This window comes from Mycolicibacterium parafortuitum, from assembly GCF_002086815.1.
Classification (GTDB): Bacteria; Actinomycetota; Actinomycetes; order Mycobacteriales; family Mycobacteriaceae; genus Mycobacterium; species Mycobacterium parafortuitum.
The window spans coordinates 87,379-104,108 of record NZ_MVID01000003.1 but is presented as its reverse complement, the minus strand read 5'-3'; the positions used below and the strand labels follow the sequence as shown (position 1 = coordinate 104,108).

The following is a 16,730-nucleotide window of genomic DNA, read 5'->3' as shown; positions in this document are numbered from 1 at the left end:
TCAGAAGATGCCCTCGAAGTTCTTCGCCAGATCGGCGTCGGTGACCTCGTAATCACCGGCGGACCCGCGCACCGCGGCACCGATCCTGCCGATGTTCGCCGCGAGCGCGGCCGCCTGCTCGCCGGCATGGATCCCGACCAGGCGCGCGGCCCACTGCGTCGTCGACCCGGGTAACCCGTCGGCCGCCGTCGCCACCTTCGCGCCGGCGTCACCCTCGGCGATCAGCGTCGAGGCGGTGTCCACCTGGCCCGCGAAGGCCCGCAGGATGTCCGGATCCACCGTCAACGTCATGGCATCCGACGTTACCGGTGCCAGGCGGCCCGCTACGCACCAAATTCAGGGCGCGGGTTTCAGTGCTTGCGACCGCCGACGAAGATCCCCGACGTGGCGTGGGTGGGATGGCGGTGGTAGCGCTGCAGCAGATCCGCGGAGGCGACCGAGCCCATCTCCCAGTGCCGCGCGCACAACCAGCAGTCGACGTCGGGATCGCTGTCCGCCTCGGTCTCGATCGCGATCCTGCTGCCGCGTGCGCTGTAGAGGTCGATGCGCTCCAGCAGCTCTTCGCGCGCCCGCGGGTCCAGCGCGGGCATCAGTCCCTCGATACCCCACGCGGTCGGCTCGTCGGGCGCGAACCCGGCGGCCGTCAGCGCCCTCGTCCAGTCGTCGCCGGGGCCCGCGGGCACCTGCACATGGCCGACGGACGGGGCCGCGCCGGCCTGTCGCAGCGTTTCCTGTTTGAACGCAAGCACTTCCGGCCGATCGACCTCGTAGATGACGGTGTCGGACAGCCAGGGCAGGCGCCACGCCCGGGTGTCGAAGCCGGCCTGCAGGATCACCACCTGGACCACGCCGGCCGAGCCGGAGGTGAGGTAGAAGTCGTCGAACCACTTGGTCCGGGCCGCGATGTGGTCGGCGACCGCCAGCGGCGCCGGATCGGGTTCGTGCGAACGCGACGCGTCGACCAGCAGCTGGACATAAGGATCCGTGAAAAGCGGTTGTTTCCTTGCTGTTTCGCGGACCCGCGCGATCGCGCTGGCAAGGGCGATCGCGTCACACCCGGAGTCAGGTACCCCCGGGCTGTCCAGAACCGTCATGACCGCCGGATTCCCGTTCGGCCGCGAAATCATGCATCTCGTCCTTGGTCAGCAAGTCGTCCCGGATGTTCTGCTCGCGGTACGCGAGCTGGCCCACCCGGTTCGCGATCACCGGTGCGGTGATGATCGTGAACAGACCGGTCAGGATCAGCATGCCGATGTCGACGTGGCCGCGCAGGCGCAGTGCCGCGCCGATGAGCACCAGCAGCAGACCGAGCACCTGCGGCTTGGTCGCCGCGTGCATCCGCGACAGGGTGTCGGGGAACCGCACCACGCCGATCGCGGCGGTGAGCGCCAGCGCCGACCCGAGCAGGATCAGCACACCCGCGATGACGTCGGAGATCATCGGGACGGCCCCTTGTCGGCAGGGTCGGCGACGTCCGGAACACGGAACCTCGCCACGCTGACCGATCCGATGAACGTGATCAGCGCCAGCGCCGTCAGGCTGTAGGTGACCGTGGTGTCCAGGCTGAACGCCGCCCAGGTGCCGATCGCGCACATCGTCACCGCGACCAGGGTGTCCAGCGCGACGAGCCGGTCCAGCGTCGTCGGCCCGAGCAGCATGCGGAACATGGTGGCCAGCGCCGCCAGCGACAGCATCGCGCCGGCCGCGATCCAGACGAAAGTCATGCGCGATCCGCCTTCGCTTCTCGCTGGAAAGTCATGCGCGATCCGCCTTCGCTTCTCGCTGGAAAGTCATGCGCGATCCGCCTTCGCTTCTCGCTGGAAAGTCATGCGCGATCCGCCTTCGCTTCTCGCTGGAAAGTCATGCGCGATCCGCCTTCGCTTCTCGCTGGAAAGTCATGCGCGATCCGCCTTCGCTTCTCGCTGGAAAGTCATGCGTCGGCCTCCTTCTCCGCAGGCCTCCAGTCGGCGTCGCGTTCGAACGACGCGACCAGCATCCGCTGCAGTTGCTCGACCTGGCTGTAGAACCGATTCACCGTGCGGTCCGATCCGACGTCGAGGACGTGCACGTACACCATCCTGCGGGTCTGGTCGATCTCCAGCACGATGTTGCCCGGCGTCAGGTTCATGATGTTGACCGCCAGCGCGAGCACCAGGTCGGACTTGACGTTGAGGTGTGCGCGCAGCACCGCGGTCAGCGGCGGTTTGCCCGGCTTGATCGCTAGATAGGCGACCTGCACAGAGGACACCACGAGCCAGTACGCCACGGTCGCGACCAGCCGCAGCGTCGACAGCGGGTGCATACGGCCTTCCACCGGGACCGGCGGCAGCGGGAGCAGCACCGTGATCACCAGGGCGACAGCCAGACCCGACAGCAGGTTGGCGGCAGAGATGTTGCCCCACAACAGAACCCAGACGAACACCAGCCAGCAGACGATCCAGACCCGCAGCGTGTTGTGCCTCACGGAGCACCTCCCAGGACCGCGCTGATGTACTGACCGCGGTCCATCACCTCGTCGGCCGCGCGGTCGCTGAACGCGAAGATCGGGCCCGCGAACACCGTGAGCAGCAACCCGACCACGATCAGCGCGCCGGTCGGGACCAGCATCCCGAGCGGCATCTTGCCGACATCGTCGCGCTCGATGAGTTCGATGTCCATGGTGTCGTCGGTGTTGTCCAGCAGCGCCGACGGGGCCGGCCCGGACAGGTGCCCTTCGGGCGCGTCCTTGCGCAGCCGCCAGAACGCCTTGGTCCACACCCGGGCCACCACGTATAGCGTCAGCAGGCTGGTGATGACGCCGCCGGCCACCAGGATCCAGGCCAGCACCGAGCCGGATTCCGCACCCGCCTCCAGCAGCGCGACCTTGCCGATGAAGCCGGAGAACGGCGGGATACCGCCGAGGTTCAGCGCCGGAATCACCCACAGGAAGGCCAGCAGCGGACTCGCCGCGGCCAGGCCGCCGAGCCGCTCCAGCGTCGATGCGCCCGCCTGCCGCTCGATCAGGCCGACCACCAGGAACAGGGTGGTCTGCACCAGGATGTGGTGCGCGACGTAGTAGATCGCCCCGGACATGCCGAGGTGGTTGGACAGCGCGATGCCGAACACCATGTACCCGATGTGGCTGACCAGGGTGAACGACAGCAGACGTTTGATGTCGCTCTGGGCGATCGCACCGAGGATGCCGATGATCATGGTCAGCACGCCGGCGACCATCAGCACCCCGTCCATCCCGCCGCCGGGGAACAGCAGCGAGTGCGCGCGGATGATGGCGTAGACGCCGACCTTGGTCAGCAGGCCGGCGAACACGGCGGTGACCGGAGCCGGTGCGGTCGGGTAGGAGTCGGGCAACCACGCCGACAGCGGGAACACCGCGGCTTTGATCCCGAACGCGACCAGCAGCACGGCGAACAACGCCATCCGCGTGCCCGACGGCACATCGTCGAGCCGCACCGCGATCTGCGCCAGGTTCAGCGTGCCGGTGGTCGCGTACACGAGCGCGATACCGAACAGGAACACCAGCGACGAGACCATCGACACCATCACGTACGAGATGCCCGCGCGCACCCGCTCCTTGCTGGCCCCGATCGTCAACAGCACGAAGCTCGCCGTCAGCAGCACCTCGAAGCCGACGAACAGGTTGAACAGGTCCCCGGCCAGGAAGGCCATGAACACGCCCGTCGACAGCACCAGGTAGGTGGGCAGGAATATCGACACCGGCTGACGGTCGTCGCCGTCGCGGATGCCCTGACCGATGGCGTAGAAGACCACCGCGAGCAGCACGATCGACGACACCACCAGCATCAGCGCCGACAGCCGGTCCACCACCAGCGTCACACCCAGCGGGCCCATCCCGGGTTCGGTCGCCCCCCAGCCGCCGACCTGCAAAGCGATCGTGCCGTCGCGGTCGGCCAGGTAGAGCAGCACACCCGACACCACGACGACGGTGGACAGCGCGAACACCACCAGGGAGCGCTGCAGCCGCGGGCGCCGGCCGGCGAACAACGTGATCGCCGCGCCGAGCAGCGGCACGAGCACCGGCAACGGCACCAGGACCGGCGCGAGATGGCTGCCGATCATCGGGAGCCCTCGTAACCGGGCAGCGCGTCGAGTTCGTCGGGCAGGTCGGTGTCGCGGGTGACGTCGGGCTGCGGACGGTCGTCGAGCTCGTCGTCCTCCTTGCCCGACAGCTGCGAGACCCTGGTGTCCTCGGGGTCGTTGCTGACTTCTTCGATCGTGTTGATCCGGTAGGAGCGGTAGGCCAGCGACAGCACGAACGCGGCCACGCCCATCGTGATCACGATCGCGGTCAGGATCATCGCCTGCGCCAACGGGTCGGCGATCGTGGTCGAGTCATCGCTGGTGCGCCCGCGCACCGGTGGGTTACCCGAGGGGCCGCCGGTATTGAGGATCAGCAGGTTGATCGCATTGCCGATCAGCAACAACCCCAACAGCATCCGGGTGAGGCTGCGTTCGAGGAGCAGGTAGACGCCGGCGCTGGTGAGCACCCCGATGATCATCAGCGGAACCAGGTAGGCCGTCATCGTCGCTGCACCGCCTGCTTGTTCTGCTCGGCCAGCTCGCTCATCTCGACGTCGATGCGCGCGCCGAGGCTGCGCAGCACGTCGAGCACCAATCCGACGACGATCAGATACACCCCTAAATCGAAGAACAGCGCGGTGACGAACTTGATGCTGCCCAGCACCGGGACGTCGAACTCGATCACCGCCGAGGACAGCGCCGGGGCGCCGAGCAGCAGGGAGGCCGCCGCGGTGCCGGCCGCCAGCGTCAGGCCGGCGCCGAGGATCTTGCCCGCGTCCAGCGGAAGGGTCTCGCCGAGTTCGTAGCGGCCGCCGGCCAGATACCGCAGCACCAGCGCCAGACCGGCCATCAGACCGCCGGCGAAACCGCCGCCCGGCACGTTGTGGCCCGCGAAGAAGAAGTACGCCGACAGCACCATCATCACCGGGAAGATCAGCCGGGTGGCGACCTCGAGCACCAGTGAGCGGTGCCGCGGGTCACGCAGCTCGCTGCCGCGCAGCCACGTGATGTCACCGGCGGCCGGGCTGTGGTACGCCGACGCCGGCAGCTTGCCGATGTCGGGCTGGCCGGCGTCGGAAACCCTGGGCGCCGAACCGAACCGCCGGCTTCGGAACACCATCGACGCGACGCCGGTGGCGGCCACCAGCAGCACCGACACCTCGCCCATGGTGTCCCAGGCGCGGATGTCGACAAGGATCACGTTGACGGTGTTCGAACCCTGGCCGAGCGTGTACGCGGCGTCGGGCAGTAGTTCGGCCAGCGGCCTGCTGTTGCGGGCGGCCATCGCGAACGCGGCCAGCGTGGTGACGGTCGCACCCACCGCGATCGCCAGCGCCGCGCGCGGCCCGCGGTAGCGGGTGGTCTCCTCGCGGCTGGTCTCCGCGGGCAGGGTGCGCAGCACCAGCACGAAGGCGACCAGCGTCAGCGTCTCGACCAGGAACTGCGTCAGCGCCAGGTCCGGGGCGCCGTGGAACGCGAAGATCGCGCCGCAGCCGTACCCGGTGACGCCGACCATCAGCACCGCGGCGAGCCGGTTGCGCAGGACCACCGCGGCGAGCGCCGCCGCGGCCATCAGCAGGCCGACGACCACCTGTGGGGGCGAATCCCAGATCTCGAACCGGGGCTGGGTGCGCGCGCCGAGCCCGAGCACGGCGATCGGCAGCACGGCGAGGGTGACCAGGATGAACGACTGGGTCTGGGGCAGCGAGCCACGCTGGGTGAGCGCGGTGACCCGCACCGACAGGACGTCCGCGCCGCGGATGACGGCGTCGTAGATGCGGTCGGCGTTGCCCAGCGGCACGAAGTCCGCGCGGGCGCGGCGCAGCCGCTTGCGCCCGAAGTAGATCGCGATGCCCGCGGCCAGCACCAGCACCGACAACAGCAGCGGCAGGTTCACCCCGTGCCACAGCGCCAGGTGGTATCCGCTCTGGTAGCCCTGCGGGTCGGGGACCGTGTCGCTGTAGTTGCTCAACACGGTGTCCAGCGGCTTGGGCCACAGGCCGAACAGAAGGCCCGCCGCGGCCAGGATCGCCGGCGGGATCAGGAAGCCGGCGCCGGGCCGGTGCATCTCCTCGACACGGGTGCTCGGGTGCGGCAGGCCCTTGCGGCTGAAGGCGCCGAACACGAACCGCAGGCTGTAGACGGTGGTCAGGACCGAGCCCAGCACGATGCCGGCGAGCACGAACGGCGACGCCGCACCCAGATACGGGCTGTGCAGCACCGTCTCGAAGTCGGCCTCCTTGGCGACGAAGCCGAAGAACGGGGGCAGCGCGGCCATGCTCGCGGCGGCCGCACACCCGATGATCAGCAGCGGCTTGTGCCGGCGGCCCAGCCAGGCCAGCCTGCGGATGTCGCGGGTGCCGGTGGCGTGGTCGATGATGCCGACGACCATGAACAGCGCGGCCTTGAACATCGCGTGCGCGCACAGCATGGCCAGCCCGGCGAGCATCATCTCGCTGCCGCCGACACCCACCATGATCGTGATGAAGCCGAGCTGGCTGACCGTGCCGAACGCGAGGATCAGCTTCAGGTCGTACTCGCGGATCGCGCGCCAGCCGGCCAGCAACATCGTCAGCAGACCGAGGGTCACCACGGTCGGGCGCCACTCGGGGGAGTCGGCGAACCCCGGCGTCATCCGGGCGATCAGGTAGACGCCGGCCTTCACCATCGCCGCGGCGTGCAGGTACGCGCTGACCGGGGTCGGTGCGGCCATCGCACCGGGCAGCCAGAAGTGCAGTGGCACGATCGCCGATTTCGACAGCGCGCCGATCAGGATCAGGACCAGGCCGACCGATGCCGCCAACCCGCTCGGCGGGGCCGCGATCAGCTCGGAGAGCAGGAAGGTGCCCGCGATGTTGCCGAGCACGATGATGCCGACCAGCATCGCCAGGCCGCCGAACGTCGTCACCAGCAGCGCCTGCATCGCGGCCCGCCGGCTGGTCGCGCGTTCGGCGTAGTGGCCGACCAGCAGGAACGACAGGACCGTCGTGATCTCCCAGAAGACGTAGAGCAGCAGCAGGTTGTCGCTGGTCACCAACCCGAACATGGCGCCGGAGAACGCGACCAGCTCGGCGGCGAAGCTGGGCAGCCGCTTCTCGGTGTGGCCGTCGTGGTGGTGGAAGTAGTCGGCGCAGTAGAACAGCACCAGCGCGCCGATCGCGAGCACCAGCACGCTCATCACCGCGGCCAGCGCGTCGAACCTCAGCGTGATGTCCATCGACAGGCTGGGCACCCAGGCGACGTCGACGACGTGCGCCTCGCCCTTGTCAGGCCAGTTCAGCACCACCCAGATCAGCGACAGCAGCGGCACCAGCGCAAGCGGATAGAACGCCGAACGCCCCCAGCGGTACACCAGCAGAGGCGCCAGTAGCGCGGCAGCCGCATGGGCAGCAAGGATGGCGAGCATGGCTCCGTCTCGTCGTGGGCGGCACGCTGTCGGGCGGGCTTTCCGTCGGGCAGGTGGACATGGGTGTCAGCCGTACTGACTTTGGAGTCACTCCAGTCTACGGGTGCCCTTCACCATTGCCTTGATGTGCTCCTCGACGCCGGATGCGGCGACGAACAGCAGCTCGTCACCGGCCTCGAGTACCTCGTCCGGGGTGGGGATGATCAGGTGCTTTCCGCGCATCAGCGTCACCAGCGCACTGTCGGCGGGCATCGCGAGGTCGCGCACGCGGCGCTGCACCAGCGGGCTGTCGTCGGGAAGGGTGAACTTCGCAACATTGGTCGCGCTCTGCCCGAGATCGCCCCGGGAATCGCGGCCCAGCGCCATCAGCCGCACCAACTGACCCTTGTCGATCGCGCCCTCGATGGCGGCGACCAGTGCCAGCGGCGTCGACACCGCGACGTCGACGCCCCATGCCTCGGTGAACAGCCACTCGTTGCGGGCGTCGTTGATCCGAGCGACCACCCGCTCGATGCCGAACTCGGTCTTGGCCAGCAGCGCCATCGCCAGATTCGCCTTGTCGTCGCCGGTGGCCGCGATCGCGACGTCGCAGATCTGCATCTCGGCTTCTTCGAGCGAGCCGACCTCGCAGGCGTCCGCCCACAGCCACTCGGCGCCGGGAACCGAGTTCGGCTCGTAGCGGTGGAATTCCTTCTCGATGATCAGGACCTTGTGGCCGTATTCGACGAGTTCCTGGGCCACCGACCGGCCGACCGCACCCGCGCCTGCTACTGCGATCCGCATGAACCTCCTGTCCCTGATTTACTCATCCGGGTGACCCTGCAGCAGCTCTATGTGGCGCTGTTCATCGGCGGTCTGGTGCTGTTGGCGAGCATCGCCGCGACGAGGCTGGCCACCGGGGTCGGCCTGCCCAGCCTATTGCTGTTCCTCGGGGTCGGCGTGCTGGTCGGGGAGGACGGCCTCGGGCTGCAGTTCGACAACGCGCAGCTCGCGCAGGATCTGGGTACCGCGGCGCTGGCGGTGATCCTGGTCGAGGGCGGTCTGACCACCCGGTTCAACGACATCAGGAAAGTGCTCGCCCCCGCCGCTGTGCTCGCGACGTTCGGCGTCGCGGCGAGCACGGTGATCACGGCCGCGGCCGTGCACTGGGTGTTCGGCATGAACTGGCAGCTGGCGCTGCTGCTCGGTGCGGTCGTGTCCAGTACGGACGCCGCCGCGGTGTTCTCGGTGCTGCGGGTGGTGCCGTTGCCGCGCCGGCTCAGCGGCCTGCTGGAGGCCGAATCCGGCTTCAACGACGCGCCCGCGGTGATCCTGGTGCTGCTGTTCAGCGCGGTGCCGATGGACCTCGACCCGCTCACGATCGCGGGCACGATGTTCTACGAGCTGTTGATGGGCGTCGTGCTCGGGCTCGGGTTCGGTTTCCTCGGCGCGATGACGTTGCGCCGGATCGCGCTGCCCGCGGCGGGCCTGTATCCGCTCGCCGCGTTCGGGCTGTGCATGGTCTCGTTCGCCGCGGCGGGCACCGCGCACGCGAGCGGATTTCTGGCGGCCTATCTGTCGGGTGTGGTGCTCGCGAACTCCGGGCTGCCGCACCGGTCGGCGACGCGGTCGTTCGCCGAGGGGGCCGGCTGGCTTGCCCAGATCGGGGTGTTCGTGATCCTCGGCCTGCTGGTGTCGCCGTCGGAGCTGCTCCGCGAGGTGGTGCCGGCGATCGTCGCGGGGCTGGTGCTGCTGCTGTTGGCGCGGCCGTTGTCGGTGTTCCTGTCGCTCGTCGGCTTCCGGGTCCCGTGGCGCGAGAAGGTGTTCCTGTCGTGGGCCGGTCTGCGCGGGGCGGTGCCGATCGTGCTGTGCACCTATCCGATCGTCGAGGGGGTGCCCGACAGCTGGCGGCTGCTGCACATCGTGTTCATCCTGGTGGTGCTCTACACCGCGATCCAGGGTCCGAGCCTGCGCATCGTCGCCGAATGGCTGCATCTGATCCCGCGGGACACCACCCGCGAAATCCAGGTCGACGCGGCACCGCTGGACGTGCTCGGCGCGGAGCTGCTGACGATGACCGTGTTGCCGGGTTCGCGGTTGCACAACGTCACGGTGGTGGAGCTGCGGCTGCCCGACCCGAGCGTCATCACGCTGATCATCCGGGCGGGCCAGCCGTTCGTGCCGCAGCCGGTCACCCGGCTGGCGATCGGCGATGAACTGCTGATCGTGACGACGTCGGTGACCCGCGAACTCGCCGAGCGGCGGCTGCGCGCGGTCAGCCGCCGCGGCAAGCTCGCGTACTGGTTCGACGAGTACGGCGATCCGAACTAGCGGGCCGTGAGGCCCGGGCACGCCGGGAACGCGAGCCGGATCGGCAGCGCGTGTGCGGCCACCCCGATGCCCGCACCGAGGATCGGCCAGACGGGCCAGAAGTACCAGCTGCCGGTGCCGAGGCCGACCGCGAGCCACACGGTGAGCACGACGACGACCATGGTCGCGTAGGCCGCGAGGTGCAGATGGATGCCGCGCCGGGCGGCGGCGACGCGCGCAGCGGCCCGGCGCGGATCGTTGCGGCGCAGCTCGGCGACGGGCAGGTCGGCGGTGAGGGCCCGCAGGTCCGGATCGGTCTGCGCGCTGTAGACGGTCTGCAGCCGGGATTCGTACTCACCGAGGTCGAGGTATCCCTGCGAGAGTGCCTGTCCGAGCACGTCCGCGGTGGCCTCACGTTCGCGGTCTCCGGCCCTGACTGTGGTGGAGCTCATGGTCCCTCCCGAACTTGACAACGACTAGATCGGACGATTCCACGATAACTAGTCACTGTCAAGATTTCCGCCAGCGAGAGTGCGCTCAGATCGCCGATTCGTGCGAAGTCGCGATCTCACCGCACTTTCGCCGCGTGGCTGTCCGGATCAGCGTGACTCGGCGAACGTGCGCAGCCCCTCGACCTGGACCGGATCCAGCGACGGCCGGACCGTCTGGCGGGCGGTGGCCACGTCCTCGGCGGTGACGTCGGCGGCGTCGATGGAGCGGCGCATCGCGGTCAGCGCGGCCTCCCGCAGCAACGCCACGCAGTCGGCGGCGCTGTACCCCTCGAGCTCGGAGGCCAGCGCGGCCAGGTCGACGTCCGGCGCCAGCGGCACGGATTTCCCCGCCGTCCGCAGGATCTGGGTGCGGGCCTCGGTGTCGGGCGGCTCGACGAACACCAGCTTCTCCAGCCGGCCCGGGCGCAGCAGCGCCGGGTCGATCAGATCGGGCCGGTTGGTCGCACCCAGCACGACCACGTCGCGCAGCGGTTCGATGCCGTCGAGTTCGGTCAGCATCGCCGCGACCACCCGGTCGGTCACCCCGGAGTCGAAGCTCTGCCCGCGCCGCGGGGCGAGCGCGTCGATCTCGTCGAGGAACACCAGCGACGGCGCGGAATCCCGGGCCCGCTGGAACAGCTCGCGCACCGCCTTCTCCGACGAGCCGACCCACTTGTCCATCAACTCGGCGCCCTTGACCGCGTGCACGCTCAGCCGTCCCGAGCTCGCCAGCGCACGCACCACGAACGTCTTGCCGCATCCGGGCGGGCCGTAGAGCAGCACGCCGCGCGGCGGTTCCACACCGAGACGCTGGAACGTCTCCGGATGCTGCAGCGGCCACAGCACCGCCTCGGTCAGGGCCTGTTTGGTGTCGACCATGTCGCCGACGTCGTCGAGGGTCACCGAGCCGACCGACACCTCCTCGGTCGCCGACCGGGACAGCGGCCGGATCACGCCGAGCGCACCGGTGAGGTCCTCCTGGCGCAGCTCCGGTGCGTCGCCGCTCTCGCTCGCGCGCGCGGCGGCCCGCAGCGCGGCCTCACGGACCAGCGCGGCCAGGTCCGCGACCACGAAACCCGGTGTGCGCTCGGAGATCTCGCCCAGATCGAGGTCGCGGGCGGGTGCGTCGCGCAGCAGCACCTCGAGCAGTTGGCGGCGCACCGCGCCGTCGGGCAGGCTCAGGCCGAGTTCGCGGTCGCACAGGTCTGGGGAGCGCAGCCGGGTGTCGACGCTGTCCGGGATCGCCGACGTCGCGACGAACGCGACCCCCTTCGTGGCGACCGCATTGCGCAGTTCGGCGAGGATCAGCGTCGCCACCGGGTCGGGCGGTACCGGCAGCAGCGCGTCGACGTCGGTCACCAGCAGCACTCCCCCGCCGTCGCGCACCACGGCGACGGCGGACGCGACCTTGGCGAGGCGGTCGTCGGCGCGCAGTGAGCCGACCTCCGGCCCGTCGAGCTCCACCAGCCGCCGGTCCGCGCACACGGTGCGCACCAGTGTGGCCTTGCCGACGCCCGCCGGACCCGACACCAGCACACCGAGATTGGCGGTGGCGCCGAGCTTTTCGAGCAGCTCGGGCTGGTCGAGGGCGAGCTTGAGCCATTCGGTGAGCCGGCTCGCCTGGCTGTGCGAACCCTTGAGGTCGTCGAAACCGATTGCCGGGGTATGCGGTTGCTCGGGTTGGACCGGTGGCGGCGCCGATCGCGCGGGCGCGGCCGAGCCCCAGCAGACCAGCGAATTGGGTTGCACACTCACCGGGCCGGCCGGGTCGACGGCGGTGACCGTCAGCAGTTCCGACGTCCAGGTGATGCCGACTGACGACGCCAGCGCCGCGGTGGCCGCCGACGTGGACGTGCCGGGACCCAGGTCGCGGGGAAGCAGGGACACCGTGTCGCCGACCGTCATCACCTTGCCCAGCAGCGCCTGGCGCAGCGTCGCGGGGCTGATCGACTGGCTGGCCAGCCGGGAACCGCTCAGTGTCACCGACCGCGCGCCCTGGACCGCCACCGCCGACACCAGCACCGACGTGTCTTCGCGCAGGCCCGCATTCGACAGCGTCACGTCGTCGAGCAGCGCGGTGCCCGCGGGTGTCCCGGCCGGCGCGATCCCGACCACCGCGGCGGTGGTGCGTGCGCCCGTCAGCGACACGGCGTCCCACTCCCGGATGCCGAGTGCGGCGATCGCCTCGGGATGTAGTCGGACCACCCCGCGGCGGGAGTCCAGCGCGGAGGTGTTCAACCGGGCGGTGAGTGCGAGCTGTGTCAACGCCTCAGCCTTTCGGCGGCCTGCGCAGACCGAGGCGCAGCGAGGAGCGGCGTGGCTGGGCCCGCTGGGTCCGGTGGGTGCGCCGGATCGCGCGCCGCGCGGCCCGCTGCTGGCGCGGCTTGTCGTCCCACACCTCGGGGTGTGCGGCCAGGAACCGCTTGGTGCGCAACGCGAACGGGATGTGCAGGAAGTACGCGACGATGATCACCAGGATCACGATGTAGCCGTACAGGATCGACGCGGCGACACCGATCGCCAGCAGCGCCAGCAGCGGTGCCACCATGTTCGGCGGCACCGAGAACGTGTGGATCTTGCGCATCGGCAGCGTGCTGACCACCAGCAGCGAGACGCCGATCATCCAGATCGCGACGGCCGGCTCGGAGGTCCACCAACCCTCACCGAACTGCATCTTGGCCGCCAGCGGGCCGATCGCGCCGATCGCACCCGCGGGTGCGGGCATACCGGTGAAGTACTTCTTCTCGTAGGCGGGCTGGTCGACCGACAGCATCGCGTTGAAGCGCGCCAGCCGCAGCACGATGCACACCGCGTACAGCAGCACCACGATCCAGCCGATCTGCGACGTCGACAGCAACGTGGCGTAGACGATGAACGCCGGTGCGACACCGAAATTCACCGCGTCGGCCAGCGAGTCGATCTCCTCGCCCATCTTCGAGGTCGCATTCAACGCACGTGCCACCCGGCCGTCGAGGCCGTCGAGGATCGCGGCGATCGCCAGAAACGCCATCGCTTCGGTCGGGCGGCCGTCGAGCGCCATCTTGACCGCGCTCAGACCCAGGCAGATCGCGGCGACGGTCATCGCGCTCGGCAGGATGCGGGCGCTGACCACCGGCGACTTGAGGCGTGGGCGCATCAGGGCAGCTCGGCCAGGACGGTCTCGCCGGCGACGGCGCGCTGCCCGACGCCGACCAGGATCTCGGAGCCTGCGGGCAGGTAGGTGTCCAGCCGGGAGCCGTAGCGGATCAGGCCGTAGGTATCGCCGAGGCCGACCTTGTCGCCGGGCTTGACGTCGCACACGATGCGCCGGGCCAGCAGCCCGGCGATCTGGACCGCGATCACCTCGGCGCCCTCGGGGTTGCGGATCACCACGCTGTTGCGTTCGTTGTCCTCGCTGGCGGCGGCCAGTTCGGCGGACCCGAACAGCCCGGGCCGGTGCGCCACGGCGACCACCTCACCGGCCAGCGGTGCGCGCTGCACATGCGCGTCGAACAGCGACAGGAAGATGCTGATCCTCGGCAAAGGCGTTGCCGGGAGCCCTAATTCGCTGGGCGGCAACTCCTCCTCGATCAGGCAGATCAGCCCGTCGGCCGGGGCGACCACGACGCCGGGCCGGGTCGGTGGCGTGCGCGGCGGGTGCCGGAAGAACGCGGCGTTGGCGGCCGCCGACGCGACGCCGGCGTTGCGCAGCCACCGCGTTCTGCGGCCGGCCAACGCGACCGCCAGGCTGGCGCCGACGAACGGCAACCCCGCCGGGTGCATCGGGGGGACGGTGGTACGAACCAGGGCCGCCAGGCGCGCTGGTCCTGTCTTGAGGTCGGGGCGTCTGGCCATTGTCTCGCCAGGCTATCTCAGGTCCCAGACCTGCACACGCGACCCCGCGGCCACTTCTGCGGTGTCCTCGTCGAGTTCCAGCAGGCAGTTGGCCGAGGCCAGCCACCGCAGATGGTGCGAGGCAGGCGGGCCGTAACCGGTCACGGAGTCGGTGACGGGGTCGAACACGCCGCGCCGGAACTGCCGCTTCCCGCGCGGTGAGGTCAGATCCTCGGTCAGCATCGCCGTGCGGCGGGGCCGCTCGGTGTCGGCGAACCCCATCGCGGCGCGTAGCGCCGGACGCACGAACACCTCGAACGACACCAGTGCCGACACCGGATTGCCCGGCAGCGTCACGATCGGGGTGTCCTCGACCGTGCCGCAGCCCTGAGGCATGCCGGGCTGCATCGCGACCTTCACGAACTCCACACTTCCCGGGCCGAGCGCGTCCTTGACCACCTCGTACGCGCCCGCACTGACCCCGCCGGTGGTCAGGATCAGGTCCGCGTCGGCGGCGTGCCGCCGCAGCGTCTCGCTGAACACCGCGACGTCGTCGCCGGTCATCGGCGACGCGATCACCTCGCCACCGGCGTCGCGCACCGCGGCGGCGAGCATCACGCCGTTGGATTCGTAGATCTGCCCGGGCTGCAGTGGGGTGCCCGCGGAGACCAGTTCGGTGCCCGTCGACACGACGAGCACGCGCTGCCGCGGGGTCACGGTCAGCTCCCCGAGCCCGAGCGCCGCGGCGAGGCCGAGCACGGCGGGGGTGACCACCTGCCCGGCGCGCAGCACGGTGGTGCCCGCCGACACGTCCTCGCCGGCGCGGCGGATGTGCTGGCCTTCCTTCTTGGCTTCCCGGATCGTCACGGTGTGCACGCCGCCGTCGGTGCTCTCGACGGGGACGACGGTCGTCGCGCCGTACGGCAGCGGTGCGCCGGTCATGATGCGATGCGCGGTGCCCGGTGCCAGGGTCGGGATGTCGGTGCGCCCGGCCGGGATGTCCTCGGCGACGGGCAGCCGCACCGGGGTGTCCGCGGTCGCGGCCGCGATGTCCTCGGTCAGCACCGCGTAGCCGTCCATCGCGGAGTTGTCGAAACCCGGCAGGGACAACCGCGCCACCACATCGGCGGCCAGCACCATGCCGAGGGCGTCCGCGATCGGCACGGTCTGGGCGGGGCGAGCGGTGATCAGACCGGCGACCACGCGCCGGTGCTCGTCGACGGAACGCATCAGATCGGGTACTTCACACCGGTCAGGTCCTCCGACACCGTCCACAGCCGCTGCGCGACGGCGACGTCGTGGGACTTGGCGTTGGAGTCCACCAGCACCGGGTGCCCGACCATCTCCCGGAAGCCGGACGGCCCGTAGTACTGGCCGCCACGCACCTCGGGGTCGGTGGCCGCGCGCAGCGTCGCCAGCGCGCCGACGCGCGGGCTGTTGGTGATCAGCCCGGCCAGGGTCATCACTCCGGGCAGGCCGGTGCCGGGGATGTGGCGCATCAGCTCGGTGTTGGAGATGCCGGGGTGCGCCGCGACCGCGACGGTCGGCGCGCCCCGCCCGGCGAGCCTGCGCTGCAGCTCGTAGGTGAACATCAGGTTGGCCAGCTTCGACTGGCCGTACGCCGCGACCCGGTTGTACTTGTGTTCCCAATTCAGGTCGTCGAAGTGGATGTCGGCCATGTTGCGATGCGCCATGCTCGCGACGGTCACCACGCGCGAGCCCGGCACGTCGAGCAGGGTGTCGAGCAGCAGGCCGGTCAGCGCGAAATGCCCGAGGTGGTTGGTGCCGAACTGCAGCTCGAACCCGTCGGCGGTGGTCTGCTTCGGCGGGTACATCACGCCTGCGTTGTTGACCAGGAGATCCAGCCGTGGATGGGCCGCGCGCAATTCCGCGGCCGCGCCCCGGATGCTCGCCAGCGAGGACAGGTCGAGTTCCTGCAGCGACACGTCGGCGCCGGGGTGGAGGGCGGTGATCCGGTCGACGGCGTCCTTGCCCTTGTCCAGGTTGCGCACCGCGATGACGACGCGGGCCCCCTTGCCCGCGAGCACCTGGGCGGCCTCGTAACCGATGCCGGTGTTGGCGCCGGTCACGACGGCGACCCTGCCGGACTGATCGGGGACGTTGGCGGCGGTCCATGTGGAGGTCATGGCATTCAACTTACGGTCCCGCACGGCAACTAGGCTCGATCGCGTGCACCTGGTCGAACCGGCGCACCCGCCGAGCCGGAAAGCGCCGCTGGTGTGGGCCCTCGGCGCCGCCGTCCCGTGGACGGTCGCCGTCATCGCGCAGATCGTGTGGTTCGTCGTCGGGGTCGGGGCATCCGCGGACGGGCAGTGGTTGTGGGTGCACGGGCTCGTCGCCGCGGCCACCGTGCTCGGGGCGGCGGTGTCGATCGTCGTCGCCCCGTTGTGGCGCTACCGGGTGCACCGCTGGGATCTGGACGCCACGGCCGTGTACACCCGCTCGGGCTGGCTGGTGCAGGAACGGCGCATCGCACCGATCTCGCGGATACAGACCGTCGACACCTACCGCGGCCCGCTGGACCGGCTGTTCGGGTTGTCCAACGTGACGGTGACGACCGCGTCGTCGGCCGGGGCGGTGCGCATCGTCGCGCTCGACGTCGAGGTCGCCGACCGGGTGGTCGCGCAGCTGACCGACATCGCCGCGCTGGGCGGCGAGGACGCCACGTGACG

Annotated in this window: 17 protein-coding genes; 2 read left to right on the top strand and 15 right to left on the bottom strand. The window is 70.0% G+C overall.

The window, feature by feature from the left end; all coding sequences use genetic code 11:
- From BST38_RS05300 to BST38_RS05260, 9 genes are all read right to left on the bottom strand, one after another.
- Positions 1–285, bottom strand: coding sequence for a type VII secretion target (locus BST38_RS05300; RefSeq protein ID WP_181792098.1), 285 nt, complete (start codon positions 283–285; stop codon positions 1–3).
- Between the two features lie 65 nt (positions 286–350).
- Positions 351–1,094: an SAM-dependent methyltransferase gene (locus BST38_RS05295; protein ID WP_083142215.1), complete on the bottom strand. Its 744-nt coding sequence runs from the start codon at positions 1,092–1,094 to the stop codon at positions 351–353.
- Positions 1,063–1,440 (bottom strand): monovalent cation/H(+) antiporter subunit G, encoded by a 378-nt coding sequence (gene mnhG / locus BST38_RS05290; RefSeq protein WP_083142214.1) that lies wholly within the window; start codon positions 1,438–1,440, stop codon positions 1,063–1,065. Before mnhG ends, BST38_RS05295 begins: the two co-directional genes overlap by 32 nt.
- A complete protein-coding gene (locus tag BST38_RS05285; protein WP_083142213.1) occupies positions 1,437–1,724 on the bottom strand; it encodes a monovalent cation/H+ antiporter complex subunit F in 288 nt (95 codons plus the stop codon). Before BST38_RS05285 ends, mnhG begins: the two co-directional genes overlap by 4 nt.
- A 206-nt stretch (positions 1,725–1,930) precedes the next feature.
- Positions 1,931–2,464 carry a Na+/H+ antiporter subunit E gene (locus tag BST38_RS05280; protein WP_083142212.1) on the bottom strand — a complete coding sequence of 178 codons (534 nt, stop codon included), beginning with the start codon at positions 2,462–2,464 and terminating at the stop codon, positions 1,931–1,933.
- A complete protein-coding gene (locus tag BST38_RS05275) occupies positions 2,461–4,077 on the bottom strand; it encodes a Na+/H+ antiporter subunit D (RefSeq protein WP_083142211.1) in 1,617 nt (538 codons plus the stop codon). Before BST38_RS05275 ends, BST38_RS05280 begins: the two co-directional genes overlap by 4 nt.
- Positions 4,074–4,541: a Na(+)/H(+) antiporter subunit C gene (locus tag BST38_RS05270; RefSeq protein WP_083142210.1), complete on the bottom strand. Its 468-nt coding sequence runs from the start codon at positions 4,539–4,541 to the stop codon at positions 4,074–4,076. The genes BST38_RS05275 and BST38_RS05270 overlap by 4 nt, the downstream gene beginning before the upstream one ends.
- A complete protein-coding gene (locus tag BST38_RS05265; RefSeq protein WP_083142209.1) occupies positions 4,538–7,444 on the bottom strand; it encodes a Na+/H+ antiporter subunit A in 2,907 nt (968 codons plus the stop codon). Before BST38_RS05265 ends, BST38_RS05270 begins: the two co-directional genes overlap by 4 nt.
- An 87-nt stretch (positions 7,445–7,531) precedes the next feature.
- A complete protein-coding gene (locus BST38_RS05260) occupies positions 7,532–8,227 on the bottom strand; it encodes a potassium channel family protein (RefSeq protein ID WP_083142208.1) in 696 nt (231 codons plus the stop codon).
- 30 nt (positions 8,228–8,257) lie between these two features.
- Here BST38_RS05260 and BST38_RS05255 point away from each other — a divergent pair, with 30 nt between their 5' ends.
- On the top strand, positions 8,258–9,754 hold the full coding sequence (locus BST38_RS05255) for a potassium/proton antiporter (protein ID WP_083142431.1): 1,497 nt from the start codon (positions 8,258–8,260) through the stop codon (positions 9,752–9,754).
- Here BST38_RS05255 and BST38_RS05250 read toward each other — a convergent pair.
- The 6 genes from BST38_RS05250 to BST38_RS05225 all read right to left on the bottom strand — a co-directional run bounded on the left by BST38_RS05250 (position 9,751) and on the right by BST38_RS05225 (position 16,184).
- Entirely contained in the window at positions 9,751–10,185 is a 435-nt protein-coding gene (locus tag BST38_RS05250; protein ID WP_083142207.1) for a DUF1707 domain-containing protein, read from the bottom strand. The genes BST38_RS05255 and BST38_RS05250 overlap by 4 nt on opposite strands.
- Positions 10,186–10,332: 147 nt before the next feature.
- The gene (locus tag BST38_RS05245; RefSeq protein WP_083142206.1) at positions 10,333–12,489 is read right to left on the bottom strand and encodes an AAA family ATPase; all 2,157 of its coding nucleotides are present in this window, start codon (positions 12,487–12,489) and stop codon (positions 10,333–10,335) included.
- Positions 12,490–12,493: 4 nt separating this feature from the next.
- Positions 12,494–13,360: a CDP-diacylglycerol--serine O-phosphatidyltransferase gene (gene pssA / locus BST38_RS05240; RefSeq protein ID WP_083142205.1), complete on the bottom strand. Its 867-nt coding sequence runs from the start codon at positions 13,358–13,360 to the stop codon at positions 12,494–12,496.
- Positions 13,360–14,058: a phosphatidylserine decarboxylase gene (locus BST38_RS05235; protein WP_083142204.1), complete on the bottom strand. Its 699-nt coding sequence runs from the start codon at positions 14,056–14,058 to the stop codon at positions 13,360–13,362. Before BST38_RS05235 ends, pssA begins: the two co-directional genes overlap by 1 nt.
- A gap of 12 nt (positions 14,059–14,070) precedes the next feature.
- Entirely contained in the window at positions 14,071–15,267 is a 1,197-nt protein-coding gene (gene moeA, locus BST38_RS05230) for a molybdopterin molybdotransferase MoeA (RefSeq protein WP_083142203.1), read from the bottom strand.
- Positions 15,267–16,184 (bottom strand): SDR family NAD(P)-dependent oxidoreductase, encoded by a 918-nt coding sequence (locus BST38_RS05225; protein WP_083142202.1) that lies wholly within the window; start codon positions 16,182–16,184, stop codon positions 15,267–15,269. The genes moeA and BST38_RS05225 overlap by 1 nt, the downstream gene beginning before the upstream one ends.
- 43 nt (positions 16,185–16,227) lie before the next feature.
- On the opposite strand from BST38_RS05225, the gene BST38_RS05220 reads away from it, so the two are divergent.
- On the top strand, positions 16,228–16,728 hold the full coding sequence (locus tag BST38_RS05220) for a PH domain-containing protein (RefSeq protein WP_083142201.1): 501 nt from the start codon (positions 16,228–16,230) through the stop codon (positions 16,726–16,728).
- The last annotated feature ends 2 nt before the right edge of the window (positions 16,729–16,730 follow it).

Coding starts and splice junctions, on each gene's coding strand:
- BST38_RS05285 (WP_083142213.1), bottom strand. CDS start 1,724: ATGACTTTCGTCTGGATCGCGGCCGGCGCGATGCTGTCGCTGGCGGCG.
- pssA (WP_083142205.1), bottom strand. CDS start 13,360: ATGCGCCCACGCCTCAAGTCGCCGGTGGTCAGCGCCCGCATCCTGCCG.
- moeA (WP_083142203.1), bottom strand. CDS start 15,267: ATGCGTTCCGTCGACGAGCACCGGCGCGTGGTCGCCGGTCTGATCACC.
- mnhG (WP_083142214.1), bottom strand. CDS start 1,440: ATGATCTCCGACGTCATCGCGGGTGTGCTGATCCTGCTCGGGTCGGCG.
- BST38_RS05265 (WP_083142209.1), bottom strand. CDS start 7,444: ATGCTCGCCATCCTTGCTGCCCATGCGGCTGCCGCGCTACTGGCGCCT.
- BST38_RS05275 (WP_083142211.1), bottom strand. CDS start 4,077: ATGATCGGCAGCCATCTCGCGCCGGTCCTGGTGCCGTTGCCGGTGCTC.
- BST38_RS05235 (WP_083142204.1), bottom strand. CDS start 14,058: ATGGCCAGACGCCCCGACCTCAAGACAGGACCAGCGCGCCTGGCGGCC.
- BST38_RS05250 (WP_083142207.1), bottom strand. CDS start 10,185: ATGAGCTCCACCACAGTCAGGGCCGGAGACCGCGAACGTGAGGCCACC.
- BST38_RS05270 (WP_083142210.1), bottom strand. CDS start 4,541: ATGACGGCCTACCTGGTTCCGCTGATGATCATCGGGGTGCTCACCAGC.
- BST38_RS05225 (WP_083142202.1), bottom strand. CDS start 16,184: ATGACCTCCACATGGACCGCCGCCAACGTCCCCGATCAGTCCGGCAGG.
- BST38_RS05295 (WP_083142215.1), bottom strand. CDS start 1,094: ATGACGGTTCTGGACAGCCCGGGGGTACCTGACTCCGGGTGTGACGCG.
- BST38_RS05260 (WP_083142208.1), bottom strand. CDS start 8,227: ATGCGGATCGCAGTAGCAGGCGCGGGTGCGGTCGGCCGGTCGGTGGCC.